This is a genomic window from Streptomyces sp. NPDC094147, assembly GCF_044764265.1.
Lineage (GTDB): Bacteria > Actinomycetota > Actinomycetes > Streptomycetales > Streptomycetaceae > Streptomyces.
On the sequence record NZ_JBIWHT010000028.1, the window covers coordinates 1 to 21,010 of the forward strand.

The 21,010-nt window shown below is 69.3% G+C and carries 25 protein-coding genes and 1 pseudogene; 16 read left to right on the plus strand and 10 right to left on the minus strand.

The features are described 5' to 3' along the window. Positions 1-624: 624 nt before the first annotated feature. Together ACIQ8J_RS29120 and ACIQ8J_RS29125 are read right to left on the minus strand one after the other, a co-directional pair. Positions 625-900: a hypothetical protein gene (locus ACIQ8J_RS29120; RefSeq protein ID WP_403275591.1), complete on the minus strand. Its 276-nt coding sequence runs from the start codon at positions 898-900 to the stop codon at positions 625-627. A 74-nt stretch (positions 901-974) separates the two neighbouring features. Continuing rightward, complete coding sequence (locus tag ACIQ8J_RS29125; protein WP_403275592.1) at positions 975-1,772, minus strand: hypothetical protein; 798 nt, start codon at positions 1,770-1,772, stop codon at positions 975-977. A 531-nt stretch (positions 1,773-2,303) separates the two neighbouring features. Between ACIQ8J_RS29125 and ACIQ8J_RS29130 the strand changes: the two genes are divergently transcribed. The 5 genes from ACIQ8J_RS29130 (at position 2,304) to ACIQ8J_RS29150 (ending at position 6,026) form a co-directional block, all read left to right on the plus strand. Further along, entirely contained in the window at positions 2,304-2,786 is a 483-nt protein-coding gene (locus ACIQ8J_RS29130; protein WP_403275593.1) for a hypothetical protein, read from the plus strand. A 1,262-nt stretch (positions 2,787-4,048) separates the two neighbouring features. Continuing rightward, positions 4,049-4,333: a hypothetical protein gene (locus ACIQ8J_RS29135; protein WP_403275594.1), complete on the plus strand. Its 285-nt coding sequence runs from the start codon at positions 4,049-4,051 to the stop codon at positions 4,331-4,333. 435 nt (positions 4,334-4,768) lie between these two features. Beyond that, positions 4,769-4,981 (plus strand): winged helix-turn-helix domain-containing protein, encoded by a 213-nt coding sequence (locus ACIQ8J_RS29140; RefSeq protein WP_403275595.1) that lies wholly within the window; start codon positions 4,769-4,771, stop codon positions 4,979-4,981. A 371-nt stretch (positions 4,982-5,352) separates the two neighbouring features. Beyond that, on the plus strand, positions 5,353-5,523 hold the full coding sequence (locus tag ACIQ8J_RS29145) for a hypothetical protein (RefSeq protein ID WP_403275596.1): 171 nt from the start codon (positions 5,353-5,355) through the stop codon (positions 5,521-5,523). A 194-nt stretch (positions 5,524-5,717) separates the two neighbouring features. Beyond that, a complete protein-coding gene (locus tag ACIQ8J_RS29150) occupies positions 5,718-6,026 on the plus strand; it encodes a hypothetical protein (protein WP_403275597.1) in 309 nt (102 codons plus the stop codon). Between the two features lie 526 nt (positions 6,027-6,552). Here the strand turns inward: ACIQ8J_RS29150 and ACIQ8J_RS29155 are convergent. Next, entirely contained in the window at positions 6,553-7,962 is a 1,410-nt protein-coding gene (locus ACIQ8J_RS29155; protein ID WP_403275598.1) for a condensation domain-containing protein, read from the minus strand. Between the two features lie 346 nt (positions 7,963-8,308). Here ACIQ8J_RS29155 and ACIQ8J_RS29160 point away from each other — a divergent pair, with 346 nt between their 5' ends. The 5 genes from ACIQ8J_RS29160 to ACIQ8J_RS29180 all read left to right on the plus strand — a co-directional run bounded on the left by ACIQ8J_RS29160 (position 8,309) and on the right by ACIQ8J_RS29180 (position 10,706). After that, positions 8,309-8,551 carry a hypothetical protein gene (locus tag ACIQ8J_RS29160; RefSeq protein WP_403275599.1) on the plus strand — a complete coding sequence of 81 codons (243 nt, stop codon included), beginning with the start codon at positions 8,309-8,311 and terminating at the stop codon, positions 8,549-8,551. Between the two features lie 277 nt (positions 8,552-8,828). Continuing rightward, a complete protein-coding gene (locus tag ACIQ8J_RS29165; protein ID WP_403275601.1) occupies positions 8,829-9,179 on the plus strand; it encodes a hypothetical protein in 351 nt (116 codons plus the stop codon). A 370-nt stretch (positions 9,180-9,549) separates the two neighbouring features. Next, positions 9,550-9,858 carry a hypothetical protein gene (locus ACIQ8J_RS29170; RefSeq protein WP_403275602.1) on the plus strand — a complete coding sequence of 103 codons (309 nt, stop codon included), beginning with the start codon at positions 9,550-9,552 and terminating at the stop codon, positions 9,856-9,858. 117 nt (positions 9,859-9,975) lie between these two features. Further along, positions 9,976-10,254: a hypothetical protein gene (locus tag ACIQ8J_RS29175; protein WP_403275603.1), complete on the plus strand. Its 279-nt coding sequence runs from the start codon at positions 9,976-9,978 to the stop codon at positions 10,252-10,254. Positions 10,255-10,361: 107 nt separating this feature from the next. Beyond that, positions 10,362-10,706, plus strand: a complete 345-nt coding sequence (locus ACIQ8J_RS29180; protein WP_403275604.1) for a hypothetical protein — start codon at positions 10,362-10,364, stop codon at positions 10,704-10,706. Positions 10,707-10,881: 175 nt separating this feature from the next. On the opposite strand, the pseudogene ACIQ8J_RS29185 reads toward ACIQ8J_RS29180, so the two are convergent. Together ACIQ8J_RS29185 and ACIQ8J_RS29190 are read right to left on the minus strand one after the other, a co-directional pair. Next, positions 10,882-11,038 (minus strand): annotated as a pseudogene (locus ACIQ8J_RS29185) (ISKra4 family transposase); the annotation flags it as partial. Positions 11,039-11,446: 408 nt separating this feature from the next. Continuing rightward, on the minus strand, positions 11,447-12,589 hold the full coding sequence (locus ACIQ8J_RS29190) for a flavin-containing monooxygenase (RefSeq protein WP_403275605.1): 1,143 nt from the start codon (positions 12,587-12,589) through the stop codon (positions 11,447-11,449). A 153-nt stretch (positions 12,590-12,742) separates the two neighbouring features. On the opposite strand from ACIQ8J_RS29190, the gene ACIQ8J_RS29195 reads away from it, so the two are divergent. The 3 genes from ACIQ8J_RS29195 (at position 12,743) to ACIQ8J_RS29205 (ending at position 14,557) form a co-directional block, all read left to right on the plus strand. Continuing rightward, positions 12,743-13,165, plus strand: a complete 423-nt coding sequence (locus tag ACIQ8J_RS29195) for a Zn-ribbon domain-containing OB-fold protein (RefSeq protein ID WP_403275606.1) — start codon at positions 12,743-12,745, stop codon at positions 13,163-13,165. Between the two features lie 8 nt (positions 13,166-13,173). Beyond that, complete coding sequence (locus ACIQ8J_RS29200; protein ID WP_403275607.1) at positions 13,174-13,731, plus strand: GNAT family N-acetyltransferase; 558 nt, start codon at positions 13,174-13,176, stop codon at positions 13,729-13,731. A 151-nt stretch (positions 13,732-13,882) separates the two neighbouring features. Next, a complete protein-coding gene (locus ACIQ8J_RS29205; RefSeq protein WP_403275608.1) occupies positions 13,883-14,557 on the plus strand; it encodes a pentapeptide repeat-containing protein in 675 nt (224 codons plus the stop codon). 3 nt (positions 14,558-14,560) lie between these two features. Here the strand turns inward: ACIQ8J_RS29205 and ACIQ8J_RS29210 are convergent, their stop codons facing one another. Then, positions 14,561-14,860 (minus strand): hypothetical protein, encoded by a 300-nt coding sequence (locus ACIQ8J_RS29210; protein ID WP_403275610.1) that lies wholly within the window; start codon positions 14,858-14,860, stop codon positions 14,561-14,563. A 59-nt stretch (positions 14,861-14,919) separates the two neighbouring features. Here ACIQ8J_RS29210 and ACIQ8J_RS29215 point away from each other — a divergent pair, with 59 nt between their 5' ends. Next, a complete protein-coding gene (locus ACIQ8J_RS29215; RefSeq protein ID WP_403275611.1) occupies positions 14,920-15,180 on the plus strand; it encodes a hypothetical protein in 261 nt (86 codons plus the stop codon). Here ACIQ8J_RS29215 and ACIQ8J_RS29220 read toward each other — a convergent pair. From ACIQ8J_RS29220 to ACIQ8J_RS29230, 3 genes are all read right to left on the minus strand, one after another. Beyond that, positions 15,177-16,190 carry an NAD-dependent epimerase/dehydratase family protein gene (locus tag ACIQ8J_RS29220; protein ID WP_403275612.1) on the minus strand — a complete coding sequence of 338 codons (1,014 nt, stop codon included), beginning with the start codon at positions 16,188-16,190 and terminating at the stop codon, positions 15,177-15,179. The genes ACIQ8J_RS29215 and ACIQ8J_RS29220 overlap by 4 nt on opposite strands. Before the next feature lie 62 nt (positions 16,191-16,252). Further along, complete coding sequence (locus ACIQ8J_RS29225) at positions 16,253-16,906, minus strand: pyridoxal 5'-phosphate synthase (RefSeq protein ID WP_403275613.1); 654 nt, start codon at positions 16,904-16,906, stop codon at positions 16,253-16,255. A gap of 47 nt (positions 16,907-16,953) precedes the next feature. Next, on the minus strand, positions 16,954-18,138 hold the full coding sequence (locus ACIQ8J_RS29230) for a thiolase C-terminal domain-containing protein (protein ID WP_403275616.1): 1,185 nt from the start codon (positions 18,136-18,138) through the stop codon (positions 16,954-16,956). 170 nt (positions 18,139-18,308) lie between these two features. Here ACIQ8J_RS29230 and ACIQ8J_RS29235 point away from each other — a divergent pair, with 170 nt between their 5' ends. Then, positions 18,309-19,496: an acyl-CoA dehydrogenase family protein gene (locus ACIQ8J_RS29235; RefSeq protein ID WP_403275617.1), complete on the plus strand. Its 1,188-nt coding sequence runs from the start codon at positions 18,309-18,311 to the stop codon at positions 19,494-19,496. A gap of 38 nt (positions 19,497-19,534) precedes the next feature. Continuing rightward, entirely contained in the window at positions 19,535-19,993 is a 459-nt protein-coding gene (locus ACIQ8J_RS29240) for a nitroreductase family deazaflavin-dependent oxidoreductase (protein WP_403275696.1), read from the plus strand. 109 nt (positions 19,994-20,102) lie between these two features. Here ACIQ8J_RS29240 and ACIQ8J_RS29245 read toward each other — a convergent pair whose 3' ends face one another. After that, entirely contained in the window at positions 20,103-20,750 is a 648-nt protein-coding gene (locus ACIQ8J_RS29245; protein ID WP_403275619.1) for a TetR family transcriptional regulator, read from the minus strand. Between the last annotated feature and the right edge of the window lie 260 nt (positions 20,751-21,010).

A 21,010-nucleotide genomic window follows, 5' to 3' on the forward strand; every position in this document is an offset into this window, starting at 1 on the left:
GCGCCGGACCAGATGCTCCACCAACCGCGTTGGACAGATCGTCGCGGCCGTTCACACCCTCCTCACCTGCAGCTATTCAGGATGAAAGAGGTTCATTGAGATGCCACTTGTCACCCGGTCGGCGCTGCTGGCGGCACACCAGGCCTGGATGGTCTCGTAAGGACACGGTGACCCCGCGATCGAGACCGAGATCTCCCGCGCCCCACAGATAATTTGACAGCGCTGTGGCGCCGTGGCGCTGGGTTCAGCGGCCGGCGGCCGACGATGGGACGGGAGCCCTTGGCCAAGGCCCCGGTGGCCGTGGCGAGTTCAGTGCGTCGAGGCGAGATGGGTGCTACTGGGGGACACGCCGGTGCTGTCGCCGAGGGGCACGGTTAGGACGCCGAATGGGCGCGCCGGGGGCGGACCGTGGCCGTGATGTGCAGTCTTGCCGACGCCCAGACCCAGGAAGACGCCCACCTCTCATCACGACCCCACGGCGCCTCCCGGCCCGGTGACATCACCCCAGGTCCATCCGATCGCCGGGGGAGTCATGCCGGGCCCGGGAGGCCAGTGGCCCTCGTGCAGGACCGCGAAGAACATGACGAGGGCGGGGTCTTGGGGGAATGCGTGCAGCGCGGCTGTTCAGCCCACCTTGCTGTTGCAGCCCATGTCCGCACCGAGGTGGTTGGACTGCGCGCCCGGGGCCCCTTCGCCGTTGAGCGCGTTGGCCGCCAGGGCGTTGAGGACGCCGACGCTGCCGAGGACGTCGATGTTCATGTCGTGCGAGCGGCACTCGGAGTTCTGCATGATGTCGGTGTCGTGCGCGCCCTGCTCGCCGTGTGCGAAGGCCGTGCCGCCGAGGGCGCCGATGCTGCCGAGGACGGCGCCGACGAGGGCGACCTTCTGGATCTTGCGCATTTCTTCTCCGTTGGTCTTGCGGATGTGATGTGCAACAGCTGGAGTTGCGACGGTGGACAGTCGCGGGGAGGCCGTCAGCCGAGTCGGGGCAGACCCAGCTGGCCCACGGGGGGCGCCGCGAGCTGTCCGAGGCCGAGCCCGGGTACCTGCGGGGCGCTGATCGGCGCGACCAGCGGGTTGATCAGCGGGTTCACCTGCGGGTTCACCTGAGGGTTCACCTGAGGGGCGACACGCGGCGCGGGCTCCGGGTTGAAGACCTGCGGTACGGCGACCTGCGGGGCGACCTGCGGAGTGACCTGCGGCGCAGCCTGCGGGGTGAACTGCGGCACGATCTGCGCCGGCTGCTGAGGTCCGGCCTGCGCGACACCCGCCGACGAGGCGAAGGCGGCGGCCTGCTGCGGGGCAGGCGCCGGGGGAGGGGCCTGCATCATCGGCTGGGCGTACAGCTGCGGAGCGGGGGACTGTGACGTGCCCGCCGCGCTGGACATTGCCGTGGCCTGCGAACCATTCTGTTGCGGTGCCTGGTACTGCGGTGCGGGCGCGTACTGCGGGGGAGGCGCGTACTGCGGTGCGGGCGCGTACTGCGGAGGGGGCGCGTACTGCGGTGCCGGTGCGTACTGCGGAGGGGGCGCGTACTGCGGTGCCGGTGCGTACTGCGGAGCGGGTGCGTACTGCGGAGGGGGCGCGTACTGCGGCGCAGGCGCGTACTGCGGAGCAGGGGCTACGGCCTCGGGTGCCGAGTACTGGGGACCAGGCGCCGGAGGGGCACCTCCGTACCCGACGGGAGAGTCGGCATGGCTGACGCCGACGCCGATGGCGGACAGACCGCCGGCCGCTGCTACGACGAGCGCGGCCTTATGAAGCTTTCGCATGGAACTCTCGGCCCTTCAATACCTGTACACGGGAAATCCGTTGCATTCAGTGCAGCCTTGCGTGCGTTCAGTCTGATGTTCACACTGCGCCCTGACAGGGGAATGGGGCTGTCATGTGGACTTCACGCCGGAGTCGACAGCGGATCCCGTTGCCCCTCTCCGATTCGTGGTCGCTGCGTTCTCCCAGCTGGCAACGACATTTCCTCCGGCCCGGTCACGGGATCCAAAATTCCGTCACCCGTTTGCCATCGCTCGTCGCACCACGGATGAGTGAGGACGTGTCGACCTGTCAAGAACAAGTGCGGCGCCCGCACTCCTCTGTTGACGATTTACATGATGATTCGCACCGCTCGGCAAATGGGTGACCACGCCCCAGCTCCCGTAACGGGATCGGCACTCATCTCGTTCCGCACTGGGCCAGGACGATGGTCCGTCGCAGCCGCACAGGGCAGCGAAAACAGCAGCGACTGCACTGGCTCATCTGCATCCCGATACGTTCCACGCACAGGTCAATGAAGGGCCGAGGGTTCCATGCGAAAGCTTCATAAGGCCGCGCTCCTCTTCGCAGCAGCCGGCGGCCTGTCCGCCATCGGCGTCGGCCCCAGCCTGGCCGCCGCGCCCGCCGGGTACGGCGGCGCTACTCCGACCCCTGTTCCGCAGCCGGACGCCCAGGCCGGCTCGTGGTCCGCCTCACAGGCCACCGCGCACAGTTCCGGCTCGCCCGCCCCGCAGCGGATGTCCCTGCCGCAGCCCTCTGAGGTCAGCCCGCAGGTCAACCCGACGCTGAGCCCGCAGCTGAGCCCGCAGATCTCCCCGCAGACAGCCCCGGTCGGCCCGGCGCAGGGCGCTCCGACGAGCCAGAACAACCTCTTCCGTCCGTACCAGGAGTGCAGCCCGGAGAACCTGCTCAACGCGAATCTCCCCATCGCCGTACTCGCCGGCGCCGAGACCAAGGGCGTCAGCTGCGCCCAGGACAACAATCAGGCGAACGCCGTCGCCACCTCCCACCACTAGGGCTTTGTCACCAGGCCGCTTCCGATGGTTCTTGAAGCCGTCTCGCGACGGTCATGGATGGGCCTGTTGAGGCGAGGAAAGCCTCACGAGCCATCTTGCGTGATGGCTCTTTGCCGGATGACGTCTGACCAAGAGCCGTCAGAGGCGCTCTGGTGCTGCAACGGTGCTTGCCGTGACTGGTGGCCGGCTTCGTCGCTGACCTGGTTGTGGGTGGGGACCTCGCTGACGTCGGATTGAGGACTGTCGGGTTGCGGGTTGGGGAACTGAGCGCGGTGCACGGGCGGTTCGTGCGGCGGTTCAACCGGGAAGAGCCGCGACAGTCGGTACTTGCGGCCGGTCCGCGCATCGGCGGCGGCGGAGGAGGTGGGCGATCGAGACGTCGACGCGTCCGGCCGTCAGGCGCTTCTGGAGCTTGGCCTCGGTGCTGCGGCCTTCGTTGACACCCGAGTTGGAGCGGGTGGTGATCCTCCGGGCGGCCGCGTGCCGGTCTTCGCGAAGGGGCTCCGGCGATACCGGCGCGGGGCATCGGGCCACTGCTGGAGAGCTCTTCGAGCCGGGTCGGCGGGGGTGTGGCGTCGCGGTTGTCGAGCATGGCGGCGAACGCGGACCAGCCCGTGGGTGCGCCTGAGTTCCGGGCGACGGCCGAGGAACCGGTGCAGGCGGTCGGTGGAGTTTGGGCTGCGGCGGTCCGGGCGGGTGGTGATCCAGCGTGCGGCCTCGCGCTCCAGGCGGAGGGCCGACGAGGCGGGCGGCACACGACCTCCTGCTGTCAGGTGAGGGCCGGGCGTACTTGCGGATCGTGCGGCGGTCCAGGCCGAGTTCCCGGGCCACGGAACTGTGGTTCCGGCCGGTGTCGGTCAGGGTGTGCACGCTCTCGAACAGGCTTCGGGCGTGGCGTACGGCCCGAATGCCCATCTCGGTGTCCTCGATGGTCTCCCCGGCTGTGGACGGGGCGGTTTCCGTAGTTCGGTGGGTGGATCACCGGAGGTTGCAGCAGTTCGTGACCTCCTCGACCTGGCCGGTCACCGCGGTGCGGCAGCGGTTGGCCCGCCGGGCGGTCGCCGCGGTGCGCCCGCGGGTGTGGGAGGTGGATGACGCCGAAAGGCCCGCTCGTAGGCGATACGACTTCAGAGTGCTTCCACAACAACATCGCGGCGTTCGGCGCGTCATCGGGCGGTTTGGGGGTATTTCGTATTAATTTCCGTGACCGTAAGGAATCGATCTGCCACGGATCGCATCCACTTCACTCCAACGGAGATCACATGAACAAGCTTCGCAAGGCTGCCGTCCTGGTCGCTGCCCTCGGCAGCCTCGGAATGCTGGCCACCGGCACCGCCCAGGCGCATGGCGGGGGCGAGAAGGGCGGCGACCGCTTCAACATCGGACAGAGCAGCAACTGCAAGTCGCACGACCTGAACCTCGACGTCCTCGGCCAGGTCGGCATCCTCAACGGCCTGCTGGGCAACGCGCTCAACGGCGAGGGCAACCCGGGTGCTCAGAACACCCACATCGGTTCGAGCATGGGCTGCAACAACAGCGCCTTCTAAGCACCTGTCCGGTCACATAGGCGGCCGAAAGCGGGAAACAGGTCCCGGCACCGAGCGCAAGGCCCGGTGCCGGGACCCCTTTTGTGTCGACGTAGCCATCGATCGGCATCGTCGACGGCAACCGAGCCGAGGGGGCGGCGGGAGCCGGTGGGCCTTGAGGTGGCTGAGCGGTTCGGGCGGGGTGAGAAGTTCGGGGAGATCGCCGCTGATCTACGGATCCGCGTGAGGACGATCGAGAAGTGGCGGCAGCGGTGGCGCGTGGGAGGTGCCGCGCCCCGAAGTGGCAGGGGCCGGCATCGCTGCCCCGTCTGAGCGAGACCCGGTTCACGAGGCGGGAGCGGGGGGTCGGAGCGGGGGTTGGGGCGGTGCCCGCTGGCGCACGGCTTCGCTGATCAGCGTTGGACGCTGGCGCGGATCGAGACTCTGATCAGCCGGATGTTCCACGTCGGCTACCCGATCCAGGGCGTGCGCGAGCTGCTGGTGCGTAACGGGTGGTCGTGCCAGGTGCCCGCGCGGCGGCGGGCCCTTGAGCGTGACGATGCGGTGGTGGAGACGAGACCCGGGCGAAGGGGATACGTCCGCGGGTGGAAGCACCGCGGCGGCCCTCGGTGCGCTGATCGTCTTCGAGGGCGGGGGTGGGACAGTTGACGCGGCCGCCTGAGGCCAGGACCGGGGGCAGGTGCGCCAGCAGGCCGGTGGTGTGGGGGCCCTGTGGGCGCGGCAAGGGCGAGGCCACCATTGTGGGCTTTTGCTATTACCAGTCCGGTCATCGCTCCCGCTTCTTCCATTTCCATAACCTGCACGTCTAATTGCGCCGCAAAGGTGAGACGAAGAGCTTCATCTGGCGGGACTGCCGGGACATGGTGAGGCGCGTTCACGCCATGCCCCGGTAGCCCCGTTGTTCTCGTCCGGGACAATTTGAGTGTGCATCTGCACCACAGAATGCAGGAGTTCATCGGACGCTCCGGCCGGCTCACCATCTCTACCAGCTGCCCGCATATGCAAGGGAGTTGAACTGCGTGGAAGGCATCTGGTCCGCGATCCGTCGCGCCGTGCCTGCCAATCTGGCCGCCGCGGGACTCGATCAACTGATCCAGGTGATGCGATGCGGCCCGAAGCGGGTCCAGTACCGGCCCGACCTCATCGACGGCCGCCTCGCCCGGACCGGCCTGACCCTCAATGAAAACTGATCGACCCACCCGCCCCTGCCAGTTCAACCTCAGCACTCACGGGGCGGGTTATTTCCCGCAATCGACCAAGGCGGTGAGGGATTCCCCGAATTCGGCGCGCCGTCAGGTGATTTAGGGATACTTCGTATTACCTCTGTAACTACACGAAGTCGATCTGTCGCAGATCGAGTCCACTTCACTCCAACGGAGATGACATGCACAAGCTTCGCAAGGCCGCCGTCCTGGTCGCTGCCCTCGGCAGCCTCGGAATGCTGGCCGCCGGCACCGCTCAGGCGCACGGCGGGGGTCATGGCGGCCAGGGTTCGGGCGAAGACCGCAATCTTTTCAACGTCACGCAGAGCAGCACCTGCACGTCGCATGACGCCAACGTCGACATCCTCGGTCAGGTCGGCATCCTCAACGGCCTGGGCGGCAACCTGCTGAACGGCGAGGGCAACGCGGGCTCGCAGCAGACCTCCATGGGTTCGAGCATGGGCTGCAGCAACACCGCCTTCGGCAAGTAAAAGGCACAGCCTTCCTCGGTGCCCCGGCCACAGGCCGGGGCACCGAGGCTTTTATGTCGCCGGAAAGCCCTGTGCGTGAAGGAGCGGCGCGCCGCCCGCGATACCGGGGCCCTGGAGAAGCTGGTCTGCTGGCGCACGGGCCTCGCCGGGCCGCCCGCATCATCGGCCACGGACCGTCCCAAACGGCTACCTTTCGCAGCCTCGCGATTCAGCCCTGACTGCCCATGGGCGTCCCAAGTCCCGTCTGTAATAGACGTGTTGTGAGCTTGACGGACGTGCGTCGACACCCGTGGGCCGCGTGATGAACCAGCGTGCCGGGCTCGACTTCGCGGCTGGGCCAGGGTGGCGTACTCCAGCGAGGACAGCACCGGGTCGGCATCCGCGCGCCGAGGTCTCCCCGGGCGACGACGCGGCGAGCGCGGTCGGCGTGGTGCCCCCGACGGTGTGGTCGGGGGCGAGTTGGGGCGGGGTCTGCTGTTCGTGTCGGCTGTGGCCGGCAAGTGGCAAGCGGGGTGTGGCGGATCGTTTACCCGGCGAGTTCGTGGGCGCGTTGCTCGCTGGCCACTGAGAGGATGATGTCCCCCAACCGCTCGGCGTACAGCCGCATGTTCTTGTACGCGACGTCGGTGTCGGGGTAGCGGCAGGTGAACCACAGACCCTCGTGGAGTCGGGTGAGCCAGACGCACACCTGGTCGCCGTAGGACACCCTGATGAGTGCATAGGCCGCCAGCTCGTCCCAGCGCTCCGACCCGGGGATGCCTCGCGCGTCGACGTACGAGACGATCGAGTACAGGTCGGGCGAGGTCGGGCGGAAGTCCGAGCCGAGCAGGCGCAGTACTCGGGCAAGGGGCATGCGGGCCAGCGACCTGTTGGCCTGGAGCTCGGCGCGCACGGCTGTCAGGGCGCCGCGGAAATCGGGTGCCTGGTCCATGGGGACCTCGATGGGCGCGCCGCCGACGTACCAGCCCACGGAGTCGGACCACTTGGACTTCACCCGGGTGTGGAACGGCAGGACGGTGCGGTACACGGGCTGTCCGCTGATCTCGTGGACGATGAGGCTGGTGGCGGCCAGGATGCCGACGAGGCTGCCACCGAAGGGCCGGCAGTACGACTCGAACGCCGCGGCGGCGTCCGCGTCGACGAGCATCTCGCGCATGAGCTTCTGCGTGGGCAGGGGGCCGCCGGGCTCCAGACCGAGTTCGACGGGGAAGTTGGGCAGCTTCCCGTTGCACCGCCGGATGAACTCCCGCCAGCGGCCGACGATCGCGTGGCTGCCGTCGATCCGGTCCGCGTCCGCCCGCTCGATCTCGCAGAAGTCGACGTAACTGCCGACCGGCGACTCCTCCACGGGGCGGCCCTCGGCGGCTGCCGCGTAGAGCTCGTGGATCTCGGCGGGCATGCGCTGGACGGAGTAGGCGTCGACGTTGCTGTGGTCGAAGGCCATGTACACGCTGGTGCCGTCGTCCCTGATGACCGCCGCGTAGAGGAAGTTGGGCCAGCTCAGCGCGCTCGCGGCGGTGTCGAAGCGGTCCTGGAGGTGCTGGACGAGCTGTGCCGCGTCGGGGAAGTCGCCGACCACCTCGCGGTGGAGGGACACGTCCTCGGTGTCGAGCGTGAAACGGCGCATCTCGTCGCCGTCCCAGCGGAATCCGCTGCGGAGCGTCTCGTGCCGGAGCGTCCAGCTGTGCAGCGCGTCCTGCAGTGCGTCGAGGTCGACCCTGCCCGGGATGTCGAATGCCGTACCGACCCAGGTCGGCACGAACAGGCCGTCCTCGTGCACGGATCGGGCGGTCCTGATGTGCGACTCCTGGACGTAAGCCGGCGGCCGGGGGTCCTCCGGAAGGCCCGCCGCCGCCGTGACGGTCGCCGGACTGAGCGCCCACTCGACGAGCCGTCCGGGCCGGACCTCGCAACGCTGGATGTCGGTGATTCGCACGGGCGTCTCCGTTCGCAGTTGGAGCCCGGATCGGGCGGACCGGTTCAAGGGAATGCCGCGAGCGCGAACGGAGACACCCGGAACATGATGTGTTCCCACTTTTGAGTGGATTGAGTGATCGGCGGATGTGAGCCAATCGGTCCACCGGGCATCCGGCGGCGTCAGCCCACACGTCTTGGCCCACGAGGGGACCGAGCTTGAGGGCGCAGAGTCCTTCGAGCCCAGGAGGGTCATTGTCGGAGGAGTGGGCGCGACTTCTGAGGGACCGCATCGTTACAGTTGGTGTTCGACCAGTAACGGTAGGCAACCAGCCTTGATGTACAGGCAATGGAGGACCGAGGGTTCCATGCGTAAGTTTCAGCAGGCCATGATCGCAGCAGTGGCGGCGGCCGGCGGTCTGGCCGCCGTCGGCGCCGGCGCCGGTACCGCCAACGCCAGTGAAGGCGTGCAGCAGACCGACCATTACCGCCCCTACCAGGAGTGCAGCCCGCAGACGGTGGCCGAGAACGACATCCCGATCGGCGTTCTCGGTCTCTCCCAGTCCTACGACACCACCTGCGGCCAGTTCAACAACGCATTCACTCGGTGAGGTCGGCGGCGTAATCCTGCCCGACGCTTTCCGCGGGCCCCTTCGGGGTCACTCCCCGAAGGGGCCCGTTCATGTGCGGCCGCCCGGAGCGCGAGGCCGCTGACTGCAGTAACAGTGCCTTCCATAGGCAAGCCCTTCACTTCGTAAGCGAAATGGACCCGGACGTCCCGGACGTGGGTCGGACGCTGGAGCCGGGCTCTCCGGAATCCCCAGGGCCCGGCGCGGCCGGCTCGCGGCGCACGGTGCTCGGGCGCCCCTCACAAAGGAAACGCATCACATGCTCAGTAGGAAGAAGATCGCGGTCGTCTCGGGGCTTCTTGGCGGCCTCGCCGTGGCCTGTGCCGGCGTCACCCAGGTGTATGCCGCGGCAGGGGGCACGTGCACCAACGACAAGCACGGCAGCGTCACCTGCGTCAACCGGGTCGTCGGCAGCACTCCCGAGGGTGACGCGTACATCGTCCGCCAGTCGGAGGGCTGTGTGCCGACGCAGCCCCTGACGTTGCCCGTCGCGGGCCTGCTGAACCGTGGGAACATGCAGATCGGACCCCAGGTGACCTGTTCCCCCAACAACCCGGCGCCCGAAAGGGGTGAGGAGGGGGGTCTGAACCCCCTTGGCCTGCTGAGCTGAGTCCGGGGCGGAACCTTCCGACACCCCACCTTTTCAAGCAGCGGATGGCCGGACCGGGCGACTGGTCCGGCCATCCGCTGTTTCCGTGTCAGTGGGTGTTTCCGTGCCGACGGGCAAATGAGTGACCGCCCCTGACTGCCCGTGACTTGCCCCCCGGGAAGTGTCGTTTCAGGAGAGAGCGGTGAGCGCGCGAGCAGCCGCGTCACCGGCTCCCTCATCCCCTTCAAGTCCATGGCGGACGAAGGGTGCCTCGCCATAAGCCGACACGACGCACAGGAAGGCCAAAGATCCCAAATGACTACACTCCGTATGTATATGCTCACATTAAGTCCGGTCAGGGCTTCACACCTAGACAAGGAAGAGTCGAATTATGCGCAAGTTTCAGCGGGCTGCCGTCGTAGCTGCAGCGATTGCGGGGCTGTCCACCCTCGGTGCCGGCGTCAGCTTCGCCCACGACGGCGGCGGGGTCACCGCGGTGGCTTCCTCGCAGGCCAACGCCGTGGCCAACTACGGCGGCGGCGGCTCGGACGGTCGGGAGCGCCACGGCGAGGGCGGTCCGGTGTTCGCGCCGGAGAACGGTGCTGGCGTCAGCTACGGGGAGCACGGCGGGGAGAAGGGCGGGGACCACGGCCCGGAGCACGGCCCGGAGCAGGGCCCGGACAACGAGGACGGTCAGTAAGGAACTGCCGAAAGCTCGATGCGCAAGTTCCGGCGTGCTGTGGTCGCAGCCGCGGCGGTCGCGGGTCGAGTGACTCCGTACTCCACGCCGCGGTGGGCCCCATAGACCGTTTCGCAGGTGGCCGCGCCGCAGCCCGCACCCTGGTCGGCTCAGCAACCGGTCGCCTCGCGGACCATGGGGCCGCACATCGCTTCGGAGCGCTGCAGCAGGCGCATCGACATCCGTCAAAACACCGTGTGCGAGTCGCACGACCTGAAAGTCCATGTGCTGGATCAGCTCGGGCTGCTCAACGGTGTGCTGGACAACACCCTCAATGGCAAGGGCAGCCCGGACGCGCAACAAACCCATCAGGGTGCGCGTCCGGGCTGCAACGCTCCCGTCGCCGGACGCGGCTGAAGACGCGTCAGGCGCAGGGTCCCCGAATTTCGAATTTCTCCAAGGCTCGGGCGCACGCCGATCAACGGCGCAGGCGTCCGGGCCTCGATTGCAAAGGAACGCAGCACATGTTCAGTCGGCAGAAGATCGCAACCGTCTCGGGGCTCCTCGGAAGTCTCGCCGTGATCTGCGTCGGCGCCGCGCAGGCGCACGCCGATCAGCCCAAGGGCGAGTGCAAGACCTCCTCCGCGGGCGAAACCACCTGCATCCACAAGACCGAGACCGTCCGCACCGACAAGAACGGCAGCTACGTCGTCAATCAGACGCAGGCATGCTCGACGACCGACCGGCCGCGCTTGGTGATCCCCGCAGACAACATGAAGACGGGGACCAAGAACGTCGGGCCGGTTGTGGACTGCTCCAACAACGTGAAGCTGCCCGAGGGCGTCAAGGTGCCTCACTTCAAATTCTGAGGCGCGATCGGCGAGAGGCGCAGCTCCTCTGTGGGGACGTTGGTGATCAGGCGGTGAGTTGGTAGTTGTGCCGGTCGGGGGTGAGGTAGAGGCACTGGTGCTCCTGGGCGAGGTGCAACGCCCAGTAGGTGTCGATGTCGATAGGTCTCGACAGCTGTCGAATCGCTGGTTTCGATGAGAGCGCGGAGCTTGAGTACGGCTTCGGCGCCGTCCAGTCCCCAGCGGCTGCCGGTGATGTCGAGGCGGTCGCCGGTCAAGTGGCGGCAGGCGCCGTCGATCGGGCCGCCGGCGATCGGCCGGCCCGAGGTGAGCGCGGTGTCGTGGCGGAGGCGGGCGACGCGGCCGGTGAGGTGGCCGCTGAGGGAGCGGACGCAGGCGTCGGCTCCTTCGCGCCGGGTCCCGCGCAGCCCGGTCCGATCTGCCTGGGTGGCGATCCCGGGTCGCGACGCGTGCGGCTTGGCCGCGGAGGATCGTGGTGAGGTGGCCGACGACGTCGGCTTCGGTCTGGATCAACTTGAGCTGGTGGCAGGCGCCGTCGGTCAGAGGGCGAAGCCCCCGCCGGGGTTCGAGGGGCGGAGCCCCTCGTGGGGGTCTAGGGGGCGAAGCCCCCGGGGGGGTCTGGGGCGCAGCCCCAGGGCTCAGTCCTCCCAACCCCGAGCAACGGGCGGGTGGGTGGGAAACTCCCCGGGGGCTGGGGCGGAGCCCCAGTGGTGCGGCCGGCCCCGCCAACCCGCCCCGCATCAACCCGCAAGCCCCCTCGCGATCGCGCGCGCCTCGATCCCCAGCTCGCGCAGCGTCCCGCTGAGCGGCGTACTGAACCCCGTGAAGTACAGCCCCTCAAGCCCCGGCACCGTACGAGCACTCCGCGCGATCGGCCGCCCCCGCTCATCCAGCACCCCGAGATGCCCGACCAGCCCCTCAAGCCCCCGCGCGTACCCCGTCGCCGCGATGACCGCCTCCGGCGAGATCCGCGTCCCGTCTGCGAGGACGACCTTGCCCCCGTCGAAGGAGTCGACCGCCGCGACCGGCTCGACCCGACCGTTCCGCACCGCGTCGATCAGCCCCACATCCTGGACGGGGATGGCCCCTTGCCGCGCCCGTGAGTACAGCCCGCTGGTCGGCCGGGGCAGCCCGTACGCCGAGAGGTCGGGCACGGAGAGCCGCTCGGTCACCGCCGCCGCCCGGTCCACCAGCCGGACCGGCAGCCGCCGCACCAGGATGCCGGTGGCCTGCGAGGGCCACCCCGCCGTGGAGCGGCGCAGGATGTGCGGCGCGCCGCGCACCGCGAGCCGCACCCGCGCGGCCGCGCCCTCCACGAGGTCCACGGCGATCTCGGCACCGGTGTTGCCGACCCCGACGACCAGCACGTCCCGCCCGGCGTACGGAGCCGGGTTGCGGTAGCCGCTCGCGTGGACGAGCTCACCGGTGTACTCCTCGACCCCGGCCCACTCGGGAACGTACGGCGTGTGGTTGTACCCGGTGGCCACCACCACCGCCCGCGCGGACAGCCGCCGCCCGCCGCTCGCGTGCAGCATCCAGCCCTGCCCCTGCGGCCCCCGCTCGATGCGGTCGGCCTCGACGCCGGTGACGATCTCCAGTTCGTGGACGGCGGCGTACTTCTCCAGATACCGCACGAGGTCGTCGCGGGACACCCAGCGCCCGAACCTGCGCGGGATCTTCAGTCCGGGCAGCGCGGAGAGGCGGCGCGTGGTGTGCAGATGCAGCCGGTCGTAGTGCCGCCGCCAGGAGGCACCGACGTCGTCGGACCGTTCCAGTACGACGGCCCGTACGCCCCGCGCGCGCAGCGCGGCGGCGACGGCGAGGCCGCCGGGCCCGGCGCCGATCACGTAGACGGGGCTGGCGGGGGTGGTGATGTCGGCCATGACTGCTGAGCGTAACGGCGCGAACACTTGATGGGTCTCGGTCAAGACCGGAATCGATTGCGATCTGATCACGCGCACGCACCCCTTGCGCGCGGGCGGGGCATCCGCTGAACTGGCGTACCGTCAGAAACGTGCTCACGAGAGGGACTTCTCATGACCGCAGCCACCCCCGAAGCGGATGCCTTCACCCGCACGTACTGGGAAGCGGCCGCCGAGGGCCGCCTCCTGATCCGGCACTGCGACGCCTGCGACCGCCCGCACCACTACCCGCGCGAATTCTGCCCGCAGTGCTGGAGCGAGGACGTGCGATGGCGCGAGGCGAGCGGCCGCGCCACGCTCTACACCTGGTCGGTCGTCCACCGCAACGACCTCCCGCCGTTCGGCGAGCGCGTGCCGTACGTCGCCGCCGTGGTCGAACTGGCCGAGGGCCCGCGCATGATGAGCGAGGTGGCGGGGTGCGAGGAGGCGGACCTGCGGGTGGGGATGGAGCTGTACGTGGCGTTCCGCCCGGAGCCGGGAGGCGAGGGCCACGCGATCCCGATATTCACTCCTGCTCCCCGCCGCCGAGGGGTTTGAATGGCGGCATGGATCTCCAGCTCATACCGGCCGACCTGCGGGGCCACGGCCTGCGGCTGCGCACCTGGCGCGACGACGACGTCCACACCCTCCTGCGAGCGGTGACCGACCCCGAATACCAGCGCTGGAACACCCACACGTCCCCCGTCGAGGACGAGGCGGCCGCTGCGGAACTGCTGAGGCTGCGGGCGCTGGGGTGGGCGCGGGGCGAGTTCGCCACGTACTGCGTCACGGACGAGAGCAGCGGTGCGATCCTCGGCCACGTGGGCCTCAGCTCCATTCAATGGGCCATGCGTTGCGCCCGGGTCGGCTACTGGACGCTCCCCGAAGTACGGGGCCGCGGCGTGGCCGGTCACGCGCTGTCCCTGATCACCGACTGGGCCTTCAAGGAGGTCGGCCTGCACCGCATCGAGCTGGGTCACGCGGTGGGCCACGAGGTGTCCTGCCGCGTCGCAGAGCGAGGCGGCTACGCGGCGGAGGGCACGCTGCGAGGCGCGACGTTCGAGGCGCAACGCAGAGACGCCTTCCGCGACCTGCACCTCCACGCGAGGCTCTCCACGGACTAGCTCCCTCCCCGAGGGGGGACTCCGCAACACCCCGTGCGGGTGGGGGCATTGATTGCTTTCGCTCTTCTGGGCGAGGTCAATCGCCCTTATTTTTAGGCGGTTTAGGGATAGACTCTGGTGTCCGCTTCCCCAGAGAATGGATTGATCTCACGTGGTTCAGATCACCCGGCAAGGCGGAAGGGTCAGGGCGCCCGCAGTGCCCAGAATTCCAAGTGCTCTCCGAGCCGCTGACATCGAGCGTGATGTGCTTGAAGACGACGCCATTCTCAAAGGGGTCAGGTTCGATGGGGCTCCCTTCGTGGGGGTTGAAGTCGATGCCGCGGAAGCCGAGACGTGCCAGTTCGCCAACACGCGATTCACTGGCGCCCGCCTGCGTCAAAGTCAGTTCAGCGACTGTCAGTTCGACACCTGTGACTTCTCGCAGGTTTCTGCGAACGATGTCTCGTTCATTCGCTGTACGGTCAACGGAAGTCGCTTCACGGGATCTTCGTGGAAGTCTGGAACTTTCCGCGACGTCAGGATTTCCGGATGTGTTTCCGCACCCGGAATGTTCAGGCGCATGAAGCTGTACGCCGTCGAGTTCGAGGACTGTCGACTGACTGGAGCGGACTTTCAGTTCGCTGAGATGCACAACGTGAAGTTCGTGAACTGTGACCTCAGTGGAGCGCAATTCGCGAATGCCCAGATCGGCTCCATGCGGTTCGACAATTGCACGCTGCTGGATGTCGGCGGGGTCGTGAGCCTGAAGGGAACGACCGTGGCAGGCCCAGGGGCGATGGAGCTGGCCCTGAGCCTGGCACGGGAGACCGGGATCGTCTTCGAGTAGCCGTCAGACCGCGAGGGCGGGGTCGTACCCCGCGAACTTGGGACTCGTGGGGCCGTGCCCGATCCGGTCGAAGTCGAGCGGATCGGTCTCGGCCCACTCGGCCATCTCGTCCAGGAGCATCCGGCCGTAGTCGGTGAACAGATCACGCTTGGTCTGCATGTCCTTGCACGCGTCCCGCAGCGAGGCGGTGTACTGGTCCACCAAGACGTACTCGCCCTGCTGGTGCTCCATGAACATGAGTGGGACCGCGACGGCCGCCGCGTGGAGGGCTGCGTGCAGGGGACGCTTCTGCCCGATCTTCACGGCCGAGAGCGCGCAGGCCGAAGGCGGAACGGTCGATCAAGGTTGAGATGGAGGCGACGGTGGATCTCGCCCTCGCGCAGCTCCTGAGCGGCGATCTCGATTCCGCGGTGGTGACGCTGGCCCCAGTGTTCGAGCTGCCGCCCGAGCAACGCGTCGACGGACTGCTCTCCCGCCTCACCGGCGTCCGCAGCCAGCTCACTGCACCAGCCTTCCAACGGAACCGTGAAGCCGGGGAGTTGGGCCGGTCCATTGAAGGATTCAGCCGCGACTCCGCCAGTTCCACCCTGCCCGGAGCCCCGCGCTACGAGATCGGACACTAGCGAGCGTCCCAGGCCCCCAGCAGAGCGGCCTCCTTCTCCTCGGCCAGCCCGTGGAGGTCCGCCCGTTCGTGGTCCACAGCCGTCTCCCCGCCGGACAGCCAGGCCCAGGTGTCAGCGACCGTTTCCGACAGCGGCCGGCACCGGAGGCCGGCCTTCTGGGCCCGCACTCCTGACACCGCCCACGTGCCGGGGTAGGTGCGCCAGAGCGGGAGCTCGGTCCACTGCTTCGCACTGTTACGAAGGAGGAAGTCGCCGTCCACCCACTCCAGGGTGGCGTCGGCCCCCACCACCTCGACGCAGGTCCGCAGGAAGCCGTCCATGGTGGCGTGGTTCGACGGGGCCGTGATGTTGAAGATCTCGCCTGTCCGGGCGCTCGCCGCCCGGTCGCAGGCGAAGGCCGCGACATCGCGGGCATCCACCGGGCTGATGGGCTGCTCAGAGTTCCCGGGGGCGAGAACGCGCCCTCCGCGCTCGATCCGGCGCAGCCACCACGGCAGGCGGCCCACGTACTCCTCCGGTCCCAGGATCACGCCGGGACGCAGGATGGTCAGGCCTTCTCCCAGGTTCGTACGCGCGGCCTTCTCCGCCGCGGCCTTGTCCATGCCGTAGGCCACGTTCACATCGGATGGAACGTCGGTCATCGGTCCCGCTTCGGTCAAGGTCGGCAAGTCCTCTGTGAGGGGGAGGAGAGGCCATCCGGCATACACCGAAACCGTGGACGTGTACACGTACCTCGACGTGGCGTCGGCCAGTGCGCGCGTTGCCAGGTCCACCACATCGGCCGACATGCCGGACGTGTCGATGATCGCGTCCCACGGACCCATGTCGGCCAGCCGGGCCAGGTCTTCGGGATTCGTACGGTCGCCTTGAATGGCGCGGACACCCTCCGGGTTCCTCCCGGTCTTGCCGCGGTTGAACACGGACACGGCCCAGCCACGCCCAAGCGCTTCGGTCGCTGCCGCACGTCCCAGGAAGTGTGAGCCACCCATCACCAGAACAGAGGTCGTCATGGGGCCTGATCCTGCCGCGCCCGGGAGTGCTTGCACCAGCGGCAGCGCCCCCGCCAGGTCGCCTAAGGCCAAAGAAGCTCGCGCCCCCACCCCCCGGACTCGACCCTGCGATACCGAAGCCGCACATGCCTGCGCCGGGTCTCGCCCTGGAAGAACTCCACCGATTCCGGGGCGAGGACGTACCGCGTCCAGGACGGTACGGGCGTCGCCGGGTCCGCTGCGGCCCGTGCCCACGCCGACTCCGACGCCCGCTCCAACTCCCCGTACTCCGGCAGTACTTCACTCATCCGGCCCACCAGCGCCGCCGCCAGCGCCCCCGTGGACCGTGCGTGCAGGTCCGCCTGCGATGCCGCATCGCCGGCCGGGGTGACGGTTCCGCGCACCCGGACCTGGCGGCCCACCGCGGGCCAGTAGAAGCCCAGCGCGGCGGCCGGGTGGGCGGCCAGTTGGCGCCCCTTCGCGCTGGTGGAGTGCGAGGCGAAGTGCCAGCCGTCGGCATCGGCGTCGTGCAGCATCAGGGTGCGTACGTCGGGGTGTCCCTCGGCATCCACCGTCGCCAGCGACATCGTGTGCGGCTCGGCCTGACCCGCCCCGGCCGCGTGCATCAGCCACTCCTGGAACAGGGGGAGGGGGGAGGCGGGTGCCGCGTCCGGGTCGAAGTGCGGAAGCGGTACGTCCCAGACCCGCAGCGTGTGCAGAAACTCGCTGAATTCCATGCCCCCCATCCTCACCCCCGCCCGCCACCCCGGCTCGCGGACCCCCCTCACCCCCTCCCCAGCACCACCGTCCCCGACGAGCAGAACCACCCGCCCGTCCCCGACGCCACCGCCAGCTCCGGGAGGCTGCCGTCCGCCCTCCGCACCTGGCCTCCGCCCGCCTCGCCCCGCAACTGCCGTACCGCCTCTACCAGGAGGAACAGGCCCCGCATGCCCGGATGGCAGGCGGACAGGCCGCCGCCGTCCGTGTTGACCGGGAGTTCGCCGTCCCGCAGCAGCCTGCCCTTCGCCACGAACGCCCCGCCCTCCCCCTTCGCGCAGAACCCCAGGTCCTCCAGCGTCACCAGCGTCATGTACGTGAACGCGTCGTAGATCTCCGCCAGGTCGATGTCCGCCGGTCGCACCCCCGCCCGTTCGAAGGCGAGCCGGCCCGAGACCGCCGCCGGGGACACCGTGAAGTCCTCCCACTCCGACATCGTCGTGTGCGAGACCGATGTCCCCGAACCCAGCACCCACACCGGCGACTTGGCCGTGTCCGGTACGTACTCCTCGGCCGCGAGCAGCACCGCGCAGCCGCCGTCCGAGCGGATGCAGCAGTGCAGCTTCGTGAACGGGTCCGCGATCATCGGTCCTGACAGCACCTCCTCGACCGTGATCGGGTCGCGGAACATCGCGTCCGGGTTGGTGGCCGCGTTCGCCCGCGCCTGCACCGCTATCTCTGCCAACTGCTCGATCGTGGTTCCGTATTCGTGCATGTGGCGCCGGGCCGCCATCGCGTACTTGGCGATGAGCGTATGGCCGTACGGCACCTCGAACTGGAGCGGGCCCCGGCCGCCGAAGGAGAGGTTCGAGGTGCGCCGCCGCGCCTTGATGTCGGCGCGTGCGGTCGATCCGTACACGAGGAGAACGGCGTCCGCGTGCCCGGCGGCGATGGCGTCGGCGGCGTGCGCGGCCATGACCTCCCAGGTGGCGCCCCCGACGGCGGTGGAGTCGACCCAGGTGGGCCGGAGGCCGAGGTACTCGGCGACCTCGACCGGCGCGAGCGTGCCGAGGCCCGCCGACCCGAAGCCGTCGATGACCTCGCGCGGGAGCCCGGAGTCCGCGAGCGCCCGCCGGGCCGCCTGGGCGTGCAGGGCGTAGGGGGTGGCGTCGTCCACGCGCCCGGTTTCCGAGAGCGCCACGCCAACGACAGCGACCTTGCGGGGGTGGAGAGTTGAGGCAGACGGTGGCATGGATCTGACGGTACATCAGATAACTCCGCTCGGGGTTGGTCGGATGTCGTCCGTCTCCGGCGGGAAGCCCCGAAGCGACTTCCCCCGCGCCCTGGGCATCTGCGTCCGCCGCACCTAACATGACGGTCCGTCAGATCAGAGGCCCCCGCCTCTGGGGGAGGAGCTCGACGATGGACGCCGCCTTCACCGCGGAGCAGGACGAGATCCGCCGCACCCTGCACGAACTGCTCGCCAAGCACTGCGGCCCACAGGACGTGAAGAACGCCGTCCGCACCCCGGTCGGCCACGACACCGCGCTCTGGGGCCGGCTGGCCACCGAGCTCGGGCTGCCCGGCCTCGCGCTGCCGCAGGAGTACGGGGGAGTCGGCTGCACCACCGCCGAACTCGTCCTCGCCTGCGAGGAGACCGGCCGCGCCCTGCTGCCCTCCCCGCTGCTCGCCACCGCCGCCCTCGCCGCCCCCCTCGTCACCGCACTCGGCACCGACGCGCAGAAGTCCGCCCTGCTCCCGCGCATCGCCCGAGGCGGGCTGACCGCCACCCTCGCCGTCCCCGGCGGCAGCCTCGCCCTCGCCCTCGGCCTCACCGGCGCCAACGAGGGCGACGGCTGGGCCGGTGGCGGGCGGGCCGGGGGGATGCAGGCCAGGCGGACACCGGACGGCGGCTGGCGGCTGTACGGCGAGGCGGGGCAGGTGCTCGACGGGCACAGCGCGGGCCTGCTGCTCGTCGCCGCGCACACCGGCGGCTTCGCCCGCAGCCGCACCCTGCTCTTCCTCGTACCCGGCGACGCGGACGGCGTACGGCGCACCCGGCAGACCGCTCTGGACGAGACCCGGGCGCAGGCGCTGATTCAACTCCGCGATGTGGAAGGGGAGTTGCTCGGCAGCGATGACTCCCCGGACATGTCCGGCGCGCTCGCGGGCGCCGGGCGCACGGCCGCCGCCTGTCTCGCCGCCGAGGCGGTCGGGGCGGCGGGGGAGGCGCTGGACCGTACGGTCGCGTACGTCAAGGAGCGCGAGCAGTTCGGCCGGGCCATCGGCTCCTTCCAGGCGGTCAAGCACCGGCTCGCGGACCTGTACGTGCAGGTGCAGGCGGCGCGGTCGGCCGCCTACTACGCGGCCTGGGACCCCGGCGCCGGCCCGCTCGCCCTCGCCCAGGGGCTGGAGGCCCTGCGCGCCGCCGCCTCGGAGGCCGTCCAGCTGCACGGCGGCATCGGCTTCACCTGGGAGCACGAGGCGCACCTCTACTTCAAGCGGGCCGCCGCCGACGACCTCCTCTTCGGGCCCGTGCACCGCCTGCGCGGGCACGCCGCCGAACGGGCCGGACTGTTCGGCCCGGCCGCGGCGGAGGCGACGGCGTGAGGGCCGGGACGACCCGCACCGCACCCGGGGTGCGGCTCATGCAGAAGGTGTCCTCGACCCGTGCGTTCGCGAAGATCGCCCCGCACGTCATTCCGGCGATGGACCGCGCCGTACACCGCCTCACTCGCGGCAGGGTGATGCTCAGCGCGCAGATGCTGCCCGGTGTCGTGCTCACCGCGCGCGGCGCCAAGTCCGGTCTGCCGCGCACCACTCCGCTGGCCTGCATGCCGGAGGAGGGGGCCGGTACCTGGGTGCTCATCGGGTCCAACTTCGGGCGGCCCGGCCACCCCGCGTGGACCGGGAACCTGCTCGCCCACCCGGACGCGGAGATCAGCTGGAAGGGACGGGACATCGCGGTGCGGGCCCGGCTGCTCGAAGGCGAGGAACGGGCCGCCGCCTGGCGGGCCGCCCTCAACTTCTGGCCGCCGTACGCCACTTACCAGGCCCGGATCGAGCGCGAGATCCGGCTCTTCCGGCTGGAACGGCGGGCCGTCTGACGGTGTCCCGGGGCGCGGATACGGGAACGCCGGCGGCGCCCACCCCGCTTCGGGGATGAACCGCCGCCGGCGCGACAGGACTGTGGAATATCGGCCGACGTACCCCTGCCTACTTCGTCGGCTTCCTGCCCGTGATGCCGAGGTGGACCAACAGGGCGAGATTCGGCTTGAGTTCGGCCTGCTTCACGCCCCAGGTCTGGAAGCCCTTCTGGTGCGAGGCCACCGACGCGAGCATCGCGACGAGCGAGCCCGCCATCGCCGCGGGGCTGATGTCCTTGTCGACCTTGCCCTTGGACTGGAGCTCGGAGACCGCGTCCGTAAGGGAGTTGGTGACCGAGTTCAGGATCTTCATGCGGATCTTGTAGAAGCGTTTGTCGCCCTCGGCCGCGCCCAGATCGACGACCCGAAGGATCGCGTCGTTCTTGCGCCAGAAGTCGAGGAAGCCCTCCACGAGCTCCTCGGCCGTCTGCCAGCCGGCCCGCCCGACCCAGGAGCGGCCCTCGACCAGAGAGGTCAACCCGGCGCCCTCCTTGGCCATTTCCTCCGCGATCTCCAGGACGGCGCCCTCGACGTCGGGGAAGTACTGGTAGAAGGTCGCGGGTGAAGTGCCCGCCTTCCGGGCCACGTCGATGACTTTCACGTCCCGGTACGGCGAGGAGCTGAGCATCTCACTGAGGCAGTCGAGCAGCTTCTGCCGTGTCGCCTGGCCGCGTCGGCCGGCCACTCGGCCGTCGACGGTGCGTACTTGTCCTGTCATGCCGTCAGCTTACCGAGGGGTGATCGGAGCGCGATTCGGCCGAGTGCAAATGGGGGCCAGGGGGTGATAGGTCCTGATCGGTACGGGGAAGCGGTTGCCCCGGGTGACCGCCGATCGGCTCGCCCGGCGGGTGTGCCGAGCCGGGGGCGGCCACTCGAATGGCGTTATCAACAAGCTGTGGACAACTTTGGTGGACAAGGCAAGCGGGACTTGGGTCACCGCCCCTCCGGCCGCCGAAATCTGGCCGTATGTTCGAATTG